This window comes from Ostreibacterium oceani, assembly GCF_009362845.1.
Classification (GTDB): domain Bacteria; phylum Pseudomonadota; class Gammaproteobacteria; order Cardiobacteriales; family Ostreibacteriaceae; genus Ostreibacterium; species Ostreibacterium oceani.
On the sequence record NZ_WHNW01000009.1, the window covers coordinates 58,897 to 77,142 of the forward strand.

General features: G+C 46.7%; 14 protein-coding genes and 2 tRNA genes. 13 read left to right on the top strand and 3 right to left on the bottom strand.

Translation table 11 applies throughout. From position 1 onward, the window contains the following. Position 1: 1 nt before the first annotated feature. The 3 genes from pgi to GCU85_RS07900 all read left to right on the top strand — a co-directional run bounded on the left by pgi (position 2) and on the right by GCU85_RS07900 (position 3,884). Positions 2 to 1,579 (top strand): glucose-6-phosphate isomerase, encoded by a 1,578-nt coding sequence (gene pgi, locus GCU85_RS07890; protein WP_152810637.1) that lies wholly within the window; start codon positions 2 to 4, stop codon positions 1,577 to 1,579. After that, complete coding sequence (locus tag GCU85_RS07895; protein WP_152810638.1) at positions 1,579 to 2,274, top strand: pseudouridine synthase; 696 nt, start codon at positions 1,579 to 1,581, stop codon at positions 2,272 to 2,274. The genes pgi and GCU85_RS07895 overlap by 1 nt, the downstream gene beginning before the upstream one ends. Positions 2,275 to 2,492: 218 nt before the next feature. After that, positions 2,493 to 3,884 carry an IgGFc-binding protein gene (locus tag GCU85_RS07900; protein ID WP_152810639.1) on the top strand — a complete coding sequence of 464 codons (1,392 nt, stop codon included), beginning with the start codon at positions 2,493 to 2,495 and terminating at the stop codon, positions 3,882 to 3,884. A gap of 110 nt (positions 3,885 to 3,994) precedes the next feature. On the opposite strand, the gene GCU85_RS07905 is transcribed toward GCU85_RS07900, so the two are convergent. Further along, positions 3,995 to 4,918 carry a DUF808 domain-containing protein gene (locus tag GCU85_RS07905; RefSeq protein ID WP_152810640.1) on the bottom strand — a complete coding sequence of 308 codons (924 nt, stop codon included), beginning with the start codon at positions 4,916 to 4,918 and terminating at the stop codon, positions 3,995 to 3,997. Between the two features lie 387 nt (positions 4,919 to 5,305). Between GCU85_RS07905 and GCU85_RS07910 the strand changes: the two genes are divergently transcribed. The 5 genes from GCU85_RS07910 to waaC all read left to right on the top strand — a co-directional run bounded on the left by GCU85_RS07910 (position 5,306) and on the right by waaC (position 12,673). Next, the gene (locus tag GCU85_RS07910; RefSeq protein ID WP_152810641.1) at positions 5,306 to 7,690 is read left to right on the top strand and encodes a beta strand repeat-containing protein; all 2,385 of its coding nucleotides are present in this window, start codon (positions 5,306 to 5,308) and stop codon (positions 7,688 to 7,690) included. A gap of 84 nt (positions 7,691 to 7,774) precedes the next feature. Further along, a complete protein-coding gene (locus GCU85_RS07915) occupies positions 7,775 to 9,694 on the top strand; it encodes a beta strand repeat-containing protein (RefSeq protein WP_152810642.1) in 1,920 nt (639 codons plus the stop codon). A 217-nt stretch (positions 9,695 to 9,911) separates the two neighbouring features. Beyond that, positions 9,912 to 10,577 (top strand): ribonuclease T, encoded by a 666-nt coding sequence (rnt, locus tag GCU85_RS07920; RefSeq protein WP_152810643.1) that lies wholly within the window; start codon positions 9,912 to 9,914, stop codon positions 10,575 to 10,577. A gap of 42 nt (positions 10,578 to 10,619) precedes the next feature. After that, entirely contained in the window at positions 10,620 to 11,636 is a 1,017-nt protein-coding gene (gene waaF / locus GCU85_RS07925; protein WP_152810644.1) for a lipopolysaccharide heptosyltransferase II, read from the top strand. Further along, a complete protein-coding gene (waaC, locus tag GCU85_RS07930; protein ID WP_152810645.1) occupies positions 11,621 to 12,673 on the top strand; it encodes a lipopolysaccharide heptosyltransferase I in 1,053 nt (350 codons plus the stop codon). Before waaF ends, waaC begins: the two co-directional genes overlap by 16 nt. Positions 12,674 to 12,683: 10 nt before the next feature. On the opposite strand, the gene GCU85_RS07935 is transcribed toward waaC, so the two are convergent. Next, the gene (locus GCU85_RS07935; RefSeq protein ID WP_152810646.1) at positions 12,684 to 12,971 is read right to left on the bottom strand and encodes a hypothetical protein; all 288 of its coding nucleotides are present in this window, start codon (positions 12,969 to 12,971) and stop codon (positions 12,684 to 12,686) included. 1 nt (position 12,972) lies between these two features. Beyond that, positions 12,973 to 14,382, bottom strand: coding sequence for an MATE family efflux transporter (locus tag GCU85_RS07940; RefSeq protein WP_152810647.1), 1,410 nt, complete (start codon positions 14,380 to 14,382; stop codon positions 12,973 to 12,975). Positions 14,383 to 14,573: 191 nt separating this feature from the next. Here GCU85_RS07940 and GCU85_RS07945 point away from each other — a divergent pair, with 191 nt between their 5' ends. From GCU85_RS07945 to GCU85_RS07965, 5 genes are all read left to right on the top strand, one after another. Further along, entirely contained in the window at positions 14,574 to 15,779 is a 1,206-nt protein-coding gene (locus GCU85_RS07945; protein ID WP_152810648.1) for an argininosuccinate synthase, read from the top strand. A 339-nt stretch (positions 15,780 to 16,118) separates the two neighbouring features. Next, positions 16,119 to 17,594 (top strand): NHL repeat-containing protein, encoded by a 1,476-nt coding sequence (locus tag GCU85_RS07950; RefSeq protein WP_218110617.1) that lies wholly within the window; start codon positions 16,119 to 16,121, stop codon positions 17,592 to 17,594. Between the two features lie 212 nt (positions 17,595 to 17,806). Beyond that, positions 17,807 to 17,881, top strand: a tRNA-Gly gene (locus tag GCU85_RS07955). A 15-nt stretch (positions 17,882 to 17,896) separates the two neighbouring features. Beyond that, a tRNA-Thr gene (locus GCU85_RS07960) sits at positions 17,897 to 17,971 on the top strand. A 42-nt stretch (positions 17,972 to 18,013) separates the two neighbouring features. Next, the coding region (locus tag GCU85_RS07965; protein WP_235896263.1) for a GTP-binding protein at positions 18,014 to 18,246 on the top strand (233 nt) is incomplete at its 3' end.

The following is an 18,246-nucleotide window of genomic DNA, read 5'->3' on the forward strand; positions in this document are numbered from 1 at the left end:
CATGGATAAAATAATCACACAGCAATTGACAGACATTGCTAACACGTTTAGGGAGCGTCATTTGTGCGCGTTGTTCGAGGCAGACCCTAGTCGTGGTCGCCGTTATTACGTAGAAACTGCTAATTTGTGGCTTAATTATTCGCGCAACCATCTGGATGATAGCGCAATTGAACACTTACTAATGCTCGCCAATAAAAGCGCATTGGATGAAAAGCGACAGGCACTTTTTAGCGGTGAAACGTTAAACCAGAGTGAGACACGTGCGGCAAAGCATACGTTACTGCGTGCGCCCTTAAAACCGCATGATGCAGATAGCGTTGAAATCCATCAAGTGCTTAAGCAAATGGCCAGCTTCGTTGCCGATATTCAGTCTAATCAAATCATTGCCGATACCGTCATTACCGATGTCGTTTGTATTGGGATTGGTGGTTCAGAGCTGGGAACTCGCATCGTTCATCAGGCATTGTCTGCTAGTATGCGGCCACGGGTTCAGCTACATTTTTTAGCCAATATCGATGGCACAGCGGCCAAAAGTGTGATGCGCCGAGTGACCAAAGAAAGCACCTTGTTTTTAATCACATCCAAAACATTTACCACGATTGAAACCTTGCAAAACTTTGCGACGCTAAAAGCCTGGTTTACCCAAGACTTTACCGAGCAGGCGTTTATGAAGCGTTGTTACGCTATTACCGCAAACCCAGATGCGGCTATCGATTTGAAATTTGAAAATAAACAGATTTTTAAGTTTTGGGATTGGGTAGGCGGGCGTTTTTCTTTGTGGTCTGCGGTTGGTTTGCCTATTGCGATAGCTTATGGCATGGAGACCTTTAGTGAGCTGCTTGCGGGGGCAAATCAAATGGATGGGCATTTTTTGCATACGCCGTTTCATGAAAATCTGCCCGTTATGTTGGCGTTGATTCATATTTGGTATGGCAATTTTCTCGGCTACCCCACGCGCGCTGTAATTCCGTATGCACAAAAGCTAGAAAAATTTCCTGCGTATCTACAACAATTAGAAATGGAAAGCTTAGGCAAGTCCATTGATATTGAGGGGCAACGACTGCAATACCCCACGTCACCGATTATTTGGGGCTCAGCTGGGAGCAACGGCCAACATGCGTTTTTTCAGCTGCTTCACCAAGGCAGTCAAATCGTCCCCGTGGATTTTATCGCGGCGCTCGAGCCCGAGCATGAATTTGTCGACCATCACAATGCACTACTCGCGAATTGTTTGGCGCAAAGCCAGACGTTAATGACAGGTGGTGCGATTGATAAGAAAGAGCACGGTCATTTTAATGGCAACCGCCCCAGTAATTTTATTTTGATGCAAAAGCTCACGCCTTTTTGCTTGGGGCAATTGCTCGCGCTGTATGAGCATAAGGTGTTTACGCAAAGCGTTATTTGGAATATTAATGCGTTTGACCAGTGGGGTGTTGAGCTGGGTAAGCGCATTGCCAGTGATATTTTGGCGCATCAGACGCCAAATCGCCCAATGACATTTGCGGATATCCAAGCTACTTTTAGCCATCCGCATTGCGCCGATGGTAAAAATACCCCTGACTGTGATGATAGCGCGTGATGCATCAGTGTCATGAGCGTGAGATAGCACGTCAAATAAAATTGAGCAAGCGTCCTACGCGTGATATCGAGATTCTTTACGAAGATGCAGATATTATTGCTGTCGATAAACCTGCGTGGTTATTGTCGGTGCCTGGTAGAGGGGTTGATAAATTAGATAGCGTGGCCTATCGTGTGCAGCAACGCTATCCTGGTGCAGAAGTCGTCCATCGCCTCGATTGGGCGACTTCTGGATTGATGATTATGGCGCGTAATAAAACGGCGCAACGCCATATCAATAAGCAGTTTGAAGCGCGTTTAACACAAAAGCGTTATATTGCCATTGTCTATGGGTTAGTCGAGCCGTCAGAGCAAACAGTCGAGCTGCCGCTGCGCTGCGATTGGGACAACCGCCCACGGCAGATCGTGGATTTTGAGCAGGGAAAGCCAGCAACCACCATCATAAAGGTTGATAAGCCAATTGATTATCAGGGGCAACCCGCAACTCGGTTAATCTTAACCCCGATTACCGGGCGCTCGCATCAATTGCGCGTACACTGCCAACAGATCGGGCATTTTATCATTGGCGATGAGCTGTATAGCCCTGAATCGTTGCGCCATCTATCGCCAAGGCTGTTGCTACACGCTGAGTGGCTACAATTAATGCACCCGTCAACCGATAAGCCGATTGAGTTTATTTGTGCTTCGCCTTTTTAGCAAATGGTTAAATAATCCTTGTTTGTTTTTGTAGACTACTTTCTATGTCCGTGTTAAAATTTTACGCCTAAGGTGCTAAAGTAATAAAATACTTAGATGTTAAAAGCAAATGATGATTTAATGGCGGCGAATTAACCTATAGTGCTAATAGCTGTTGGTTAGGCGTCTGAAAGGTGCCGATACGGAAAAACGAAAAAACGGAAATAGAGGAACAGCATATGAACATAAAAAGCAAGCTAGTTATCTTAGGGTTGGTCGCTACAACATGGCTAGGTACTGTCAAAGCCGATTTTATTGCGGTTGCACATCGTAATTTTGACGCAGGAGCAGTGGGCTCGTTGTTTATCTTTGGCGCAGAAGGCGTGACCGGAACAATATCCAGCCTAGACGGCGGTATGGATCAGTCTTTTACCATTCCTGCGGGTGGCGTGTTGCAAGTCCCAGTGAATCAAATTCGATTTTTTCAATCCGCTGAGGTTGATAGCACGCTAGGCCGGGCTTTATTAATATCATCTGTTGATCCGATCAGTGGATATATGCTGAATCGAAGAACCGCCACAACTGATATGAGTTTTTTGCTCGACATTCCAGGACTAGGCACGACCTATCGCTTAGCAACTTATAACGTGCAGGGTAATCTCAATACGCAGTTTTCAATCACTGCAGTCAATGACAATACGACCGTCACAATCACACCAACCGCTGCGCTCACCTCAGGTCAGCCAGCGGATACGCCTTTTAGCCGCACGTTGAATGCGGGTGAGTCGTTTTATTTTGAAAGTGCGCAAGATTTGACGGGCAGTCTGGTAACCGCGGATAACCCAGTGGCAGTATTTAGTGGCAATGTCTGTGCGAATGTCCCGACTGGCGTTTCTGCCTGTGACCACTTGTTTAGCCAGCTACCACCCGTTAATAATTTTGCGGATACTTTCGTGATCCCTGAGACTGCCTTAACGGGTAGCGTGGGTGACATTGTTCGTGTTGTCGCGCATGAGGATAATACGGACGTTACGATTAACGGGACGTTGGTGGCGACGCTTATGGCAGGTGAGTTTTATGAACATGATGCTACCAGCGATACAGTGATTGAAACGTCAAGTCCAGTATTGACGATGCAGTACTTAAAAGGAAAAGGGGCGACTGGCAACGGAGACCCAGCGATGTCGTTTATGCCAGGGGCTAATCAACTGTTGGATACTTATGTCTTTAGCACCCCAACGGGGACCGCAGTTTTTGATCAAAACTTTCTAAATATTGCAATACCCGACAGTGCATTGGGCAGTTTGGTATTAAATGGCGTGTCTGTAGATACCAGTGGCTTTGCACCGATTGGAACGAGTGGGTTTAGCTCGGGTAATATCGCGATCCCCGCTGGTGTAGGTGAAATCGAAGCCAGTGCGCCTTTTGTATTGTCAATCTCAGGCTACTCTCAAGCAGATAGTTATTTGACTTTGGTTGGCACAACTTTTTCATCGGGTGCCTCGCCTGAACCGCCTAGCGGCGCGGTTAGGCCTGTACCAGCTACGTCTTGGTCGTTCATGTTGCTGGCGTTATTTGTGTTTGCTAAGATAGCAGCCCTTCAACTGAAAAGATATCCACAGCTTAAATAAAGTAAATAAGGCCGTTATAGCTGTCATCGTTGCATTAGCTGTTTATTGATGCATAAGTGCCTATAATGTGGATTTTTTTACTGGGTCTTTACTGGTGGCTTTACGTGTAATTATGCATAAGAACGAGATACAGCTGTCACAATGGGAATTAGTAATAGGCCGGCACTTAAGCCGATGATGCCATCGAAAAAGGCGGTGGATAGCCAATTTAATGCGCCTGTTTGGGCGATTAACGTGGCAATGTGTTTGATGCTGTCATAGGGGAAGTGCCAGCCTAATTCATGCGCGCCATGAGTCAAAATTGAACCACCAACCCAAAGCATTGCCGCGGTGCCGACAACGGATAATACCAGCATCACATAGGGCATGGCTTTTACCAATGTGCGTCCAATGGCTTTTAATATGCCGTGGCGTTTTTCTGTAGATAATGTCAGGCCAATGTCATCCATTTTAACAATCAGTCCCACTACGCCATAGACGGCGGCGGTAATGACAATGGCAATGATGGCCAATGCCCCTGCGCTTTGCCATATATTGCCATCTGGGATAGCGGATAAGGAAATGGTCATGATTTCAGCGGATAGAATAAAATCCGTCTTGATGGCACCGCGCACACGACTTTCTTTTAAATGCGCAGGGTCTTTGACGGTTAAATCGGCTTCGACAATTTCGTTTTCATGTGGCCGTAAAAGGTGATATATTTTTTCGGCGCCTTCAAAGCATAAATACAAACCGCCTAACATTAATAAGGGTGTGATTAACCACGGGATATAGACATCTAATAAAATCGCGATGGGTAAGAGGATAATGAGCTTGTTGAAAAAGGAGGCTTTGGCAATTTTCCAAATGATGGGCAGTTCGCGTTTTGGCGCTAAGCCATGTACATATTTTGGTGTAACGGCGGCATCATCAATGACCACGCCGGCGGTTTTTGAGCCCGCTTTGGCGGCCATGCTGGTGATGTCGTCTAAATTGGTGGCAGCAAGTTTTGCTATTGCTGCGACATCGTCTAATAAAGCCAGTAAGCCACTCATGTGTTTTTACCCATGTATTTTCCTCAGGTCAATTAAACTGCCAATCAGCTGTCAATCAGCTGTCAATCAGCTAGCGGCTAGTTTACCATGTATTTGGTGCGAGGAGTGTCGATGGGTGTCGGGCTGGATTGATTTCGGTATTGACGGCCAAGTGTTTTAAATATTCATATACATATCACTAATTTAAATCATTTATCGATTGAAAAGCTTACGAAAAAGCGGTATGATGTTAGGTAAATAGTCATAAAATCAATCTGTTGCATACAGAATAAAGATTAAGCATTTGTATGATTTTTGCTTAATATTTATGGTAAAAAATCGAATAAGGTTTTTAAAGTTAGTTTATTAGGTATTATTAGGTAATTCAAGAAAAAGAGGATAGTAACCATGCAGCTAAAACGAAAAAAAATTCACACTTATATTGCACTGCTTGCCGTCAGCAGTGCACCACTTTATGTGCTCGCCGTCGATGAATGCGGTATCGGCGCAGCAGTGACCTGTTCTGACCCCTCGTATACGGCAGGGATTACCTATAATAACCAAGATGCAGGATTGACGCTGACTTTGGACAATGCGGCAACCACGATTAGTAACGGTGGTGATCGCGGTATCGATATCAGAGCCACTAACGCAGGTACGGGCGATATTATTGTCAATGCGGATCTATTTTCGTCGATTACCACCGCGAATAATGGTCGTCAGGGTATTTTTGTCCGCAACCAAGGCTCGGGTAATTCGACCGTCAATCTCGGTGGGACGGGGATGATTGATACCACAGGGAATGGTGGTTATGGTTCGCGTATATTCAATGCGCTAGGCAATGCGGCTAGCGTTATCGATGGTGTGACTGTCACTACAGTAGGGCAACAAGCCTCTGCTGTGTCCTCAGACATTGATGGCAGTACGTCGGAAACACTCACCACGAGTACCGAAATGCAATCGGGAACGATTAGTACGGGCGACGCAGGCAATATTGGCGTGACGAATACGGTTACAGCGGGGCGTTTTTCATCGGGTATTCGCGCGCGACACGACTCGGGCGGTCTATCAACGGCGACAATGACAGGTGGGGCTATTACGACTTATGGGTTTAATGCGCCAGCAGTCAATGCGAGCCAAAGCGATACGGGCGGCATTGCAACAATGCCGTTTGCTACCACCGCAAATTTGTCAGGCGGCACGATAACGACCCGAGGTGGCGCGGGGCACGGTGTATTTTCGCGCTCAGATGTTGGCTTAGGCGATGTTATTGCCAATGTCACGGGGGGGAGTATTACGCTTGACTACAGTGGGACATTCGATACCTCGTCGGCGGTCTTTGCCTTTAATAATGTGTTAAATGCCAATGGCACCGGCAATACCGAAATTAACTTTTCTGATGCAACGGCGACGACCACAGGAGATCTGACCACAGGGCTTAAGGCATGGAATCGATTCAGAGCAGCAGGCAACGGTGGTGATACAACGGTGACCGTCGGTGACAATGCCACAGTAACAACCGACGGCGCTACAGGTGCGGGAGTTATTGCGTTGTCTGATCAGAATAATACCAGCGTTAGTGTTGCAGAGTCATCCACCATTACCAGCTCAGGTGCTGGCGCGGTTGGTCTCGCTGCGGTTGGTAATACGTCAGTTACTGTCGATATAGATGGTACGGTCACAGGGGGTGATGCAGGGGATGTCGATGTGTTTTACCGCAGAAATACGTCTGTCACGGGCGTGACGCGTCTTGTCAGCGCCGGTGGTAATGGCTCAGGGGTGTTGGTTGGTTCTGGTGCTTTCGATGGTTCAACGGATGCATTTACGGCCAATACAAACCCTGTGACGGTTAACGTCAATGCCACCGCCGATGTGTCTGCTGATTCAGGCTATGGCATTATTGCTGAAAGCGGGAATGTCACCATAAACCACCAAGGCGCGGTAGCAGGATTTATTGACTTGGCGAGTGGTGATGATGTTTGGAATTGGACAGCAGGCAGTTTCGATACGGGGTCTTTTTTGGGTGGCGACGGCAGTGATACTGCAAATATTAGCGGTATAGGCGCTACCGAGCTCTCTGCGGTTGTCTTGCTTGACGGTGGCGATGATGTGGATTCAGCCAATGGTATGGTGGATACACTTAATTACGATGGTATTACAGGCGATGCCCCTGATATGATGAATTGGGAATTAACCAATGTCATTAATGGTGCTAATGTGACTTTTGCCAATAATTTTGAAACGGAGATACTCACTAATGATAGCGCAAGTACCGCAGTGCTGGCCGATGCCTTAACCATCACGGGTGATGTGGTGAATGACGGGACAATGAATATGCAAAGCGGTACGGCAACCGGCACAGCAACGATTGACGGGAATTTGACGGGTATTGGCACGCTAACCATTAGCGTTGATGTGAGTAGCGCTAACGCAGCCGATGTATTGACCGTGACAGGTGACAGCACAGGCGCCAGTATTGTCATTGATCCGACACCGATTTCAGCAGACCCAGCAACAGGTATTAATGTATTAGTGGCAAGGGTCAACGGCACAACCGCAGTGGGGGATTTTACGTTACCAGGCGGTGCGACAAGCCTAGATATTAACGGTGTTACTTATGATTTGGTTTTGATTGGTAATAACTGGTTTTTAAGCACTGGGCTTAATAATCCTGCAAATATTCCAAGCACGTCTGTTTGGGCCTTGTTAGCCGCTATGTTGGCGATGGCGACAATGGTCATGGCGACAGTGACAACGGCTGGGCGTAGACAGGCTCGTCAATGCGCTGAATAATATAGAGGAAACCTAATTGTAAAATTTCTTCGAGTTGTTTACAGTGTTTTGTATAATGTGATTTTTATTACCATGGAGTTAACGATGCGGCTTTCCAAATTTTTCATCCCGTTTATTTGTAGTGTCTCTGGTATTGTGCATGCTGCCTGCTCTAGTGATGACGGCACCCGCTTTTTAGCCACAGCGGGGGACACTTGTACAGCCGCGCAACCGACTTACACATTTAGCATCAACGTTGGTGGAACAATTGATGCCCGAGATGTAGGTACCGTTCTTAATATCACTGCGCCTAATATTACTTCCACTAACCCTACTGGAAGTGGCTCACCGTATGCGTTAACAACAAGCACCGATGCGATAATTAATGTCAGTGGAAACTTTACCGGTAATGTGAATGGATTAAATGGTCGTGTTATCGCCGTTTTTAATCCAAGTACAGTTAACATTGCTGGGGATGCTATTTTAAATCACACTGGCAGCCAAGGTGCTGGAATTCAATTATTCGGCGCAGACGCAAATTTAACTATAAATGGAACCACAACTGTCACAGCAACAACAGGAACCACGGGAGCTGATGGTATGCGCTTGACTGGCACCAGCGAATTCGGTGGTGATGTCGTCGTAAATGTTGCCAATTATATCACCGGTATTTCAGCATCCAGTGAATCTGCCCAGTTTTTAAGTAACTTAACACTTACAGCGGACTCAATGAGGAACGGTGGACTAAATAATACAGGGGCAACTGTCACTGTCGCTGGCAACTTAACCATCGATACTCGTAATACAGTTAACGATGGGGATCAAGTGCATGCAATTAATGCGACAGGGGGTATTTTAACTGTCAATGGCATGAGTACACTTACCACTGAATCAATTGACTCACATGGTATCGTACTATCTGGTGCAAATACAGCAGTCGGATTAGAGGATATAGCTAGCTCGATTGCTACCCAAGGCGATGATGCTCATGGTATATTTTTCTCCAGCACAGCAGGCATTGTCGCCATCGGACAGTCTGCTACCAGTTTGACTGGCCCTATTGTTGCCAATAGCGGGGAGATTATTACTAACGGTGCTAACGCTAATGGTATCGACTTAAGTACAGCAACTGTTGGTGTGACTGTTGACAATAATGGTGCTATCACAAGTAATAATGGGTTTGCTATTTTGGGCAGCTCGCAAGACGACACCGTAAATTTAATCGCAGGCACCGTCACAGGTGATATTAACTTAGGTGACGGTTCAGATACGTTGAATTACACAGGCGGCGCCATTAATGGACAATTAAACGGCGGTGATGGTGTGAGCTCAGCCGATGGCATGGTGGATACGCTTAATTACGATGGATTAACGATTACTGCCCCTGATATGATGAATTGGGAGTTAACCAATGTCATTAATGGTGCTAATGTGACTTTTGCCAATGATTTTGAAACGGAGACACTCACCACGGATAGCGCGAGTACCGCAGTGCTCGCCGATGCCTTAACCATCACAGGTGATGTGGTCAATGACGGCACGATAAATATGCAAAGCGGCACGGCAACCGGCACAGCAACGATTGACGGTAACTTGACGGGCAGTGGCACACTGGCAATCAGCATTGATGTAGGCGCAGACATCGCCGATGTATTGACCGTGACAGGTGACAGCACAAGCGCTAGCATTGCGATTCACCCTAATCCCATCAGTGCCGTCCCTGCAACGGGTAATGATGTGCTCGTTGCGACCGTCGACGGCACAACCGCCGCAGGTGATTTTACCCTGCCTAATGGCACCACCATGCAAACCATTAACGGCGTGACGTATGAATTAGTCTTGGTGGGCAACAACTGGTTTTTACGCGCCAACGGTACACCAACCAGCAATTCACCTGCGGCTATTCCAAGCACGTCTGTTTGGGCCTTGTTAGCCGCTATGCTCGTGATGATGTTCGCGGCGATGGCAGCAATGGTCATGACGACAACGAGAACGACAGCGACAACGGCACGGCGTTTTCGCTAATTTAAAAACCAATCAGTTGGTAAATGATGGTCTGTTGATTAGATGGACCATCATTTTTTTGGTTGGTAATAAGTGGTTGGTCATAAAGTCAGCGTTCCTGTGGTAGCGTTCATGTGGTTATCAATACCCGAGTTGCGAAAACACACCTTATCAGTTGGGTGTTTTTACGTTATACTGTGGCTTTTTCAAAGGTCGCTGCAAGGGGTCGCTATACGTCATGACAAATAAATCTGCTAAACCGCTAACTGCCAATCCGCCAATTGCCAAAACAGCGATTGCCAAAACAGCGATTGCTAAGCGGTTCCGTGGGTTCTTACCTGTGGTTGTGGACCTGGAAACAGGTGGGTTTGATGCGAATAAGCATGCGCTTTTGGAGCTAGCGGCTGTTGTGCTTGATATGGATGAGCGCGGCAATTTGTTTAAAAAACACACCATCCATGCGCATGTAAAGCCATTTGCTGGCGCAAGCATTGATCCAGCGGCATTGCAAGTCAATGGCATCGTGCCAAATCATCCCCTGCGCATCGCCAAAGACGAAAAACAAGCCCTGACAGAGCTGTTTAGCGGGCTAAAAAAACACCTAGCCGAAGCAGGTTGCTCACGGGCCATTATGGTGGCGCACAATGCGATGTTTGATTTGGGTTTTTTGCAAGCTGCAGTAGCACGTTGCCAGATTAAAGATTCGCCATTTCATTCGTTTAGCACGTTTGACACCGTGACTTTGGGCGGTGTAATGACAGGGCAAACGGTGCTTTCACGGATTGCCGAGCAGTGCGGCTTAGATTACGATACAGCCAAGGCGCACGGCGCAAAATATGACGCCGAATTAACCGCAGATATTTTTTGTCAGTTGGTGAACCGTGTTGGTTTTTCAGCTGATTAGACAGGGTTTTGGATAAGGTGAGTTTGATAGGGTGAACGCTTGATGAAAAATGTCCTAATCGTTGCACCTGCGTGGGTAGGTGATATGGTAATGGCGCAAACACTGTTTCAACGGTTAAAGCAAGGTCCGACGCAACAGCTCAGTATTCTAGCGCCAAACTGGACAGCCGCAGTGGCTGCGCGCATGCCAGAGGTGGATGAAATAATCCCTGCCAACTACCAACATGGTGAATTAGCACTGAAGTCGCGGTATCAGTTGGGTGTATCGTTGCGTGACCGATTTGATACGGCCATCGTATTGCCGCGCAGTATGAAATCGGCATTGATTCCGTTTTTTGCCAAAATCCCCCGTCGGATTGGTTATTTAGGCGAGTTTCGCTACGGCGTGATAAATGATTGTCGGTTGTTAGATAAAAAACGATTGCCGCGGACGGTGGATCGGTTTGTTAATTTAGGTGGTGAGATTTCGTTAGCATTACCTGAGATTGGTGTTCCTGCGTTACGAGTTGACAGCAAAAACCAAAGCCAATTAGCAGAAAAACACCAGCTACGTGCCCCTATATTGGCGCTGTGTCCTGGCGCGGAATACGGTCCGTCAAAGCAATGGCCAGCGGCGAATTTTGCAGCGGTGGCAAAGGTAGCGATGGCGGCGGGGTACCAAGTAATCGCGCTGGGTAGCGCCAAAGACAAATCGCTTATCGCTACGATTCAAACCGACGCACCTGCTGTGATTAATCTAGCAGGACAGACGAACATTGTTGATGCTATTGATTTGTTAGCGTTATCTGATGCGGTGCTGACCAACGATTCAGGCTTAATGCATATTGCGGCCGCCGTTGGCGCGAATGTGTATGCCGTATATGGTTCGACAACACCGAATATGACGCCGCCACTGACAAAAAAAGCGATGATTTTTCAGCATGAGACACTGGCTTGCCGACCGTGTTTTAAGCGCCAATGCCCATTACGTGGCGATGCGCGAATGCAATGTATGAAACACACAACGCCCGCTAAGGTTTGGCAAGCCATGCAGGAGGAATTGCCATGCGAGTTCTCTTAGTTAAAACGTCATCGCTAGGTGACGTGGTGCACACACTGACACCGTTGTCAGTGTTAAAACAGCAGCGTCCTGAATTGCGTATTGATTGGTTGGTAGAGTCTGGTTTTGCCGATATTGCAGCGCTCGCGCAAGCGCAAGGTGATATTGAAAACGTCATCGAAGTGAATTTTCGTGCGTGGCGACGTGAAAAACCGGTCGGTTTTTTTTGGCACCCCGAATTAAAGCAATTAAAAGCCCACCTACGACAACAGCACTACGACTTGGTGATTGATGCACAAGGGTTGCTGAAATCTGCTTATCTGGCGAAGTTGGCAGGCGCGCCGATTTCAGGGTTTGATAAAGCCAGTGCGCGCGAACCACTAGCAACCGTTTTTTATCAACGCGGTTATGCCGTTGAACGTCGCCAGCAGGCGGTTTATCGGTTGCAAAAGTTATTTGCACAGATTTTTGACTATCCGCCAGTGCTGGATATGCCGCCCGTTTCATTAGAAAAAACACCCTCAGTAATATTCGATAAGCGGGTCGATAAACGCCCAACAGCGTTAATCTTTCACGGCACAACGTGGGACAATAAACGCTACCCTGATGCGCATTGGAAAACGCTGATTGCCAAGCTGTCGAATCAATTTGACGTGCAGGTTGCGCACGGCAATGAGGAGGAAAAACAGCGAGCAGAAGCGTTGGTTAGTGAGTGTCAGCATGCGCACGTGCTACCCGCGTGTACACTAGCGGAAATGATGGCGCGCATACAGGCAGCCGATGCAGTGATTAGCGTTGATACAGGGCTTGCGCATATGGCCGATTATTTTGGGGTGCCTGCTGTCGCACTATTTGGTCCAACGAATCCACGATTAACTGGGCTTATTCGTCAATCCAGTCAAAATTTAACGGGGTTGGTGGCTTGCGCGCCGTGTATGCAGCGTCAGTGTTACAAGCCCGAAAGTGGCTTTGCGCCTTGCCTATGGGAAATCACCCCCGAGCGCGTTTTGGCGGCACTTAAGATTGCGATGGAAAATAGTCGCGAAAATAGTCGCTAATTATTTCAGCTTAAAAGTCAGCTTCATCATCAAGTTTGCGCGGGTTATTTGAGCTTGGTCGACGACTTTCTTCTGTATAAATCACCTCTGATGGCGCTTTTTGCGCAGGGTTACTATCGAGTGCCGCTGGGTCAAATACAATCGGTTGCTCGGTATCAATGGCGGTGTCTTTTTTATTAAAGCCTGGTTTGCTGCCGTCTGAGGCAAAAACATCCGATGTGTCGACAGTGTCAGTATTGGCGCAGCCAGCCAAGAAAAAGAGACAGACTACCGTTAAGTTTAATGCGATTTTTTTCATATTACACCTGTGATTTAGCGCTAGAGCCAGGCCATAAAGGCGGACGGGCTGAAGCGCGGCGGTTGGGGTTGTTAGGGTCGATATGGTCTAATTGTAACATTAGGCGGCGACAAACCAAAAGCGCCAAGATGACAATAACAAGGTGTCCGATGGATTGTCCGATGAGGACGCCTTTGGCACCATAAAAATGCGACAATACCCACGCCATTGGGATAATGCCTAAAAAGAACTTGGCGTAGTTAAATAGTGTGGAGTAAAGGGGGTAACCGAGGCTATTAAATGCCGAGTTTGTCGAAAATAAGATGCCGTCAAAGATAAAAAACAGCGCCAAATACGTGGCAAACAAGGTAAGCAGCTCAGCCGCTTGGTCGGATAAGTTAAACACACTGATTAAGGGTTTTTGTAGCAAAAAAAGCACGCCAGAAATTCCAATGACAACCAAAATGGCAAAAATAATGGCGTTGCGATAGGTTTCGCGAACGCGGTCGAACTGTTTTGCGCCAAAATTTTGCCCGATAATGGGTCCAATTGCGCCTGATAGCGCAAATAAAATACTAAACGCAACAGGAATGATGCGTCCAATAGTGGCATAAGCGGCCATCGCAGCGTCTCCAAATTTCGCCATATTCATGGTGACAAATGACTGCCCAATCGGCGTAGCTAAATTGGTTAAAATAACGGGAAATGCAATGTGCATAATAAAGCGGGTGTCGTGTCGAACATCAGCGAAACGGGGCTTGGCGACCATGCGGTGTAGGATAATCGCCCCATAAAATCCATAGGCCATCATGGCGATGCGTGACAGCACAGAGGCCCAAGCAGCCCCTGCAATCCCCATGCTTAATCCAAAAATGAGGATAGGGTCAAATACTAAGTTAACGCCAGCACCGATTAACGTGGTGTTCATGGCGCGTCGGGCATCGCCTACAGCACGAAGGATGCCGCTAGATGCCATGCCCAGCACAAGGATGACGCTGCTAGGTAAAACAATTTCGGCATAAGTAGTCGCTAAGGCTAATGTACGACCTTTGGCGCCAAGTAATTGTAAAATGGGCTCAACATAGAGAAATAAAACCGTGCTAAGTGCAATGGCAAAAAGGCTAGCAATGACATAGGTGCTGGCAGCAATCTGTCTGGCATTTTGCGTATCACCTGCACCGATGCGCTGTGAAACGAGTACCCCCATGGCAATTAACAGACCGATTGACATGGCGGTAATAAAAAACAACAATAGACCAGCAAAGCCAACGGCGGCCGCCATTTCTTGCTCGCCAAGCAGGTTGAGAAAGTATAAATCGATGAGATCGACAACAAAGAGTGCCATGAGGCCGATGGAATTGGTTAACGTCATGACAATAACATGTCGCCATGTAGCGCCAGTGACGAACCGCGCGGTTTTTTGTTGGGGCATGGGTGTGATTTTGGGCGTGATTTAAGCAAAAAACATTATATAATGCTAGGCTGATACAAGATAGCGCTTTTTGGGTTAATATAGGGTATATGCAGTGAGTATATGCAGTAGGTCGTGTTTTCCAAAGGGTGTTATTTGCCAATTCGAGTGGAAAACAAAGATAAATATAGACAGAATAAAAGGGGCATTTTATGAATAAAGCACAAATAAAAAAAGTCGTGTTAGCGTATTCAGGCGGGCTGGATACATCGATTATTGCCAAATGGCTTCAAGACGAGTACCAGTGTGAAGTTGTCACGTTTACCGCAGATTTAGGGCAAGGCGAGGAAATCGAACCCGCGCGTGCCAAAGCCCAAGCAATGGGCATCAAACAAATCTACATTGAAGATTTGCGCGAAACGTTTGCCAAAGACTATATTTTCCCGATGTTTCGTGCCAATACGATTTATGAGGGTGAGTATTTGTTAGGCACGTCTATTGCGCGCCCATTAATTGCCAAACGCCTCGTTGAAATTGCCCAAGAAACGGGCGCAGATGCGATTTCACACGGCGCAACAGGTAAAGGTAACGACCAAGTTCGTTTTGAGATTGGGGCGTATGCTTTAATGCCAAATATCCATGTCATTGCGCCATGGCGCGAGTGGGATTTGATGTCGCGGGAAAAGCTGATGGCCTATGCGGCAGAACACAACATCCCGATTGAGACAAAAAAAGGCAAATCACCGTATTCCAAAGACGCGAATCTGCTGCATATTTCCTACGAAGGTAACGAAATCGAAGATCCCGCCGTTGCACCCAATGAGGAAATGTGGGAGCGCACCGTGTCACCCAAAGCTGCGCCTGATGAAGAAACGGTCATCACAATTCGCTTTGAAAAAGGCGATCCAGTTGCCATTAATGGTCAAGCCTTATCACCCGCGCGGATTATCGAGACCTTGAATAAATTGGGCGGTGACAACGGCATTGGACGTGACGATTTGGTAGAAAACCGCTTTGTCGGCATGAAAAGCCGCGGTTGTTACGAAACACCAGGCGGGACTATTTTATTAAAAGCGCATCGTGCCATTGAGTCGATTACACTAGACCGAGAAGCGGCGCATTTAAAAGATGAAATCATGCCGCGCTACGCGAAGATTATCTATAACGGGTTTTGGTGGTCGCCTGAGCGAGAAATGCTACAAGCCCTGATTGATAAATCACAAGCGCGGGTGAGCGGCGAAGTACGTTTGTCGCTTTATAAAGGCAACGTCATGGTGCTAGGTCGCGAGTCTGAGAATAGCTTATTCGACAGCGCTATCGCAAGTTTCGATGACGAGTTGGCCTATGACCACAAAGACGCCGAAGGGTTTATTAAGCTAAATGCGCTCAGATTACGCATTGCCGCGGGTAAGCGTTAAGGCGCGCTGGACTATTGCGCGCTGGACTATTGTTGTTCAAGATAGCCTGCTGCTGGCTATCTTTTTGTTAATTTTTGTTAGAGAATGGATAGAGATTTGCCACTAGTGCCAACAATTGCGTTTCTTGTTTGCTTGTGCTTGGCGATTGTGGTTTATTTGTATTATGCGCCAATGACGCTTCGCCCGCCAATTGGCCAGTTATATACTGATACAAATAACCACGTATGGGCTTTGACGAAAAATAATATCCTGCGCATAGACACAGAGGGTCGTGAGAATGCTCAGTCATACTCAATGGCGCAATACAATATTGAGCAGCATGTCGGGCAGCTGATTCCTTTGAGAAGTGGTGAAGTTATCATCAATGCTGCAGGACAAAATCAATCGATTGCTCATAACATCAGGCGGCTTTTGCGAATAACGGAAAAAGAAAATAACCAGCATCATGGCTCGTTATTAAAATGTAGTGCCAGTCTTAATCGTTGTGAGATATGGGGAGGACAGCGTTTATATTTTAAAACCGCGTGGAGCGGATTGGAATTGTCAAATGGGTTGATTGTGCTAAATGATACAGCCCGTCATCGTGTCATGCTATTAAGCGCTGACGGAGAGTTGTTAAGCGAATTAGATGGATTTAAATTTCCTAATCACCTAGTTGAAGACGGAGAAAAAATTTGGGTTGTTGATACCAATCATCACCAAATCGTGGCGTTAGGAGTTAAAAATCGACAGTTAAGCAGGACAGGAGATGTTGTTAGCCTGTCGGACTACAGTGGGATGGAGTCAGCGCATGAATGGCCGTCGATAGCCTATTTAGATGATCATCAGCGCTGGTGGGTGATGGTGAATGATAGTGGCATGGCGCACCCAGGCTTTTATAGGCTGAATAAAGATAAAACAACGACGCGCTTTGCCAGTCAATTGAATGATGCCTCTGCTATGCTGGTTCATGATCAGAAGCTTTACGTTGGGCAATACCCTGAGAATAAGGTGTGGGTATTCGATATGCAAGCAGGTGATGGGCAAGCGGTGACAAGCCAAGCATTGTCAACATTAAACCAAAGAATAGACGACGAAATCAGCTCGCAAAAAACAAAAATGTGGAGCATCATTGCGGCAATCAGTGTGTTGGGTATTGGGTTATTAGCCTTTGCCGTTTACGGTTCAAAGCCAATCGCTGCAGTTCAATCAGGTGCGCTAGCCAGAAAAAATAAACGAATTTTCTCGAGTCGCATTGATGTTGATTTAAGCCAGTCAGCAGGTGAAATAACTCAAAAAATTGTATGGATCCCTCATAGTAAAAAGGCAACCCAGAAACTAAAACTAGCAAAAAGAATAAGCTACTTTGTGCCCCTATGTATTTTTATAGGGCTAGGGAGCGTGTTTTTTAGGAATGAATCTGAGAAAGAGATCCCGCTTGTTTTTTGGCCGATGGTGGTTCTTGCCTTGTGTGTCGTGCCATTAGCAAGCTACGCTATAAATAAAATAATGAATAGAGAGTTGGGTGTTTTTAATGGCGCTTTGCTAATACGACAAGGCAAGATAGCCCAAGCGGTGAGACTTTATGGTAAGGATATTGTTTACACGAATAATGCGCTGTATGCTAAGGGGGAATATCTCATGTGGCAAAATCCTCAGTATACAATTTACGACAAAGCCGCCTTTGAGCAATATGCTGTCCCTGTTTTGCAGCAAGGCAGGAAGGTAAGCGATTGGAAATTATATGGATTGCGACTAAAAGACGGGGACGTGTTCGCTGTAATTAACTTATTAGGCGTTTGTTTTTTGGTGTGGCTTGCTTGGTATTCATACTAGGCGTAACAGGCGCTATCGGCTATAAAATGATTATGCGGTGTATTTATTTTACTTAAATGGTTGCTAATTTTTTATTTGTCGTTAAAATTTGCATCTCGATAGGCGGATTCAGTGGTTGCATAAAATAACGCGAGCGCGATATTGCACGCATGTTGTGTCGGAACCAAAATCTGTCTTTGTAGTATTGGTTATTTGAAAACAAACAGTTTATTGCGGGTGTCGTATAATGGCTATTACCCGAGCCTTCCAAGCTCGTGACGTGGGTTCGATTCCCATCACCCGCTCCAATTACTGCTCGAATTGCCCATATAGCTCAGGGGTAGAGCACTTCCTTGGTAAGGAAGAGGTCGCCAGTTCAATTCTGGCTATGGGCTCCATACAGAAAAATGACGTAAACCACGATTTTTGGAGATTAAGACATGTCAAAAGAGAAATTTGAGCGCACCAAGCCTCACGTAAACGTAGGTACGATAGGTCACGTAGACCATGGTAAGACGACGTTGACTGCGGCTTTGACTAAGGTCATGGCTGAGGCGCATGGTGGTGCATTTAAGGCTTACGATCAGATTGATGGTGCGCCAGAAGAGCGAGCGCGTGGTATTACGATTTCTACGGCTCACGTTGAGTATGAGTCAGAAGGTCGTCACTATGC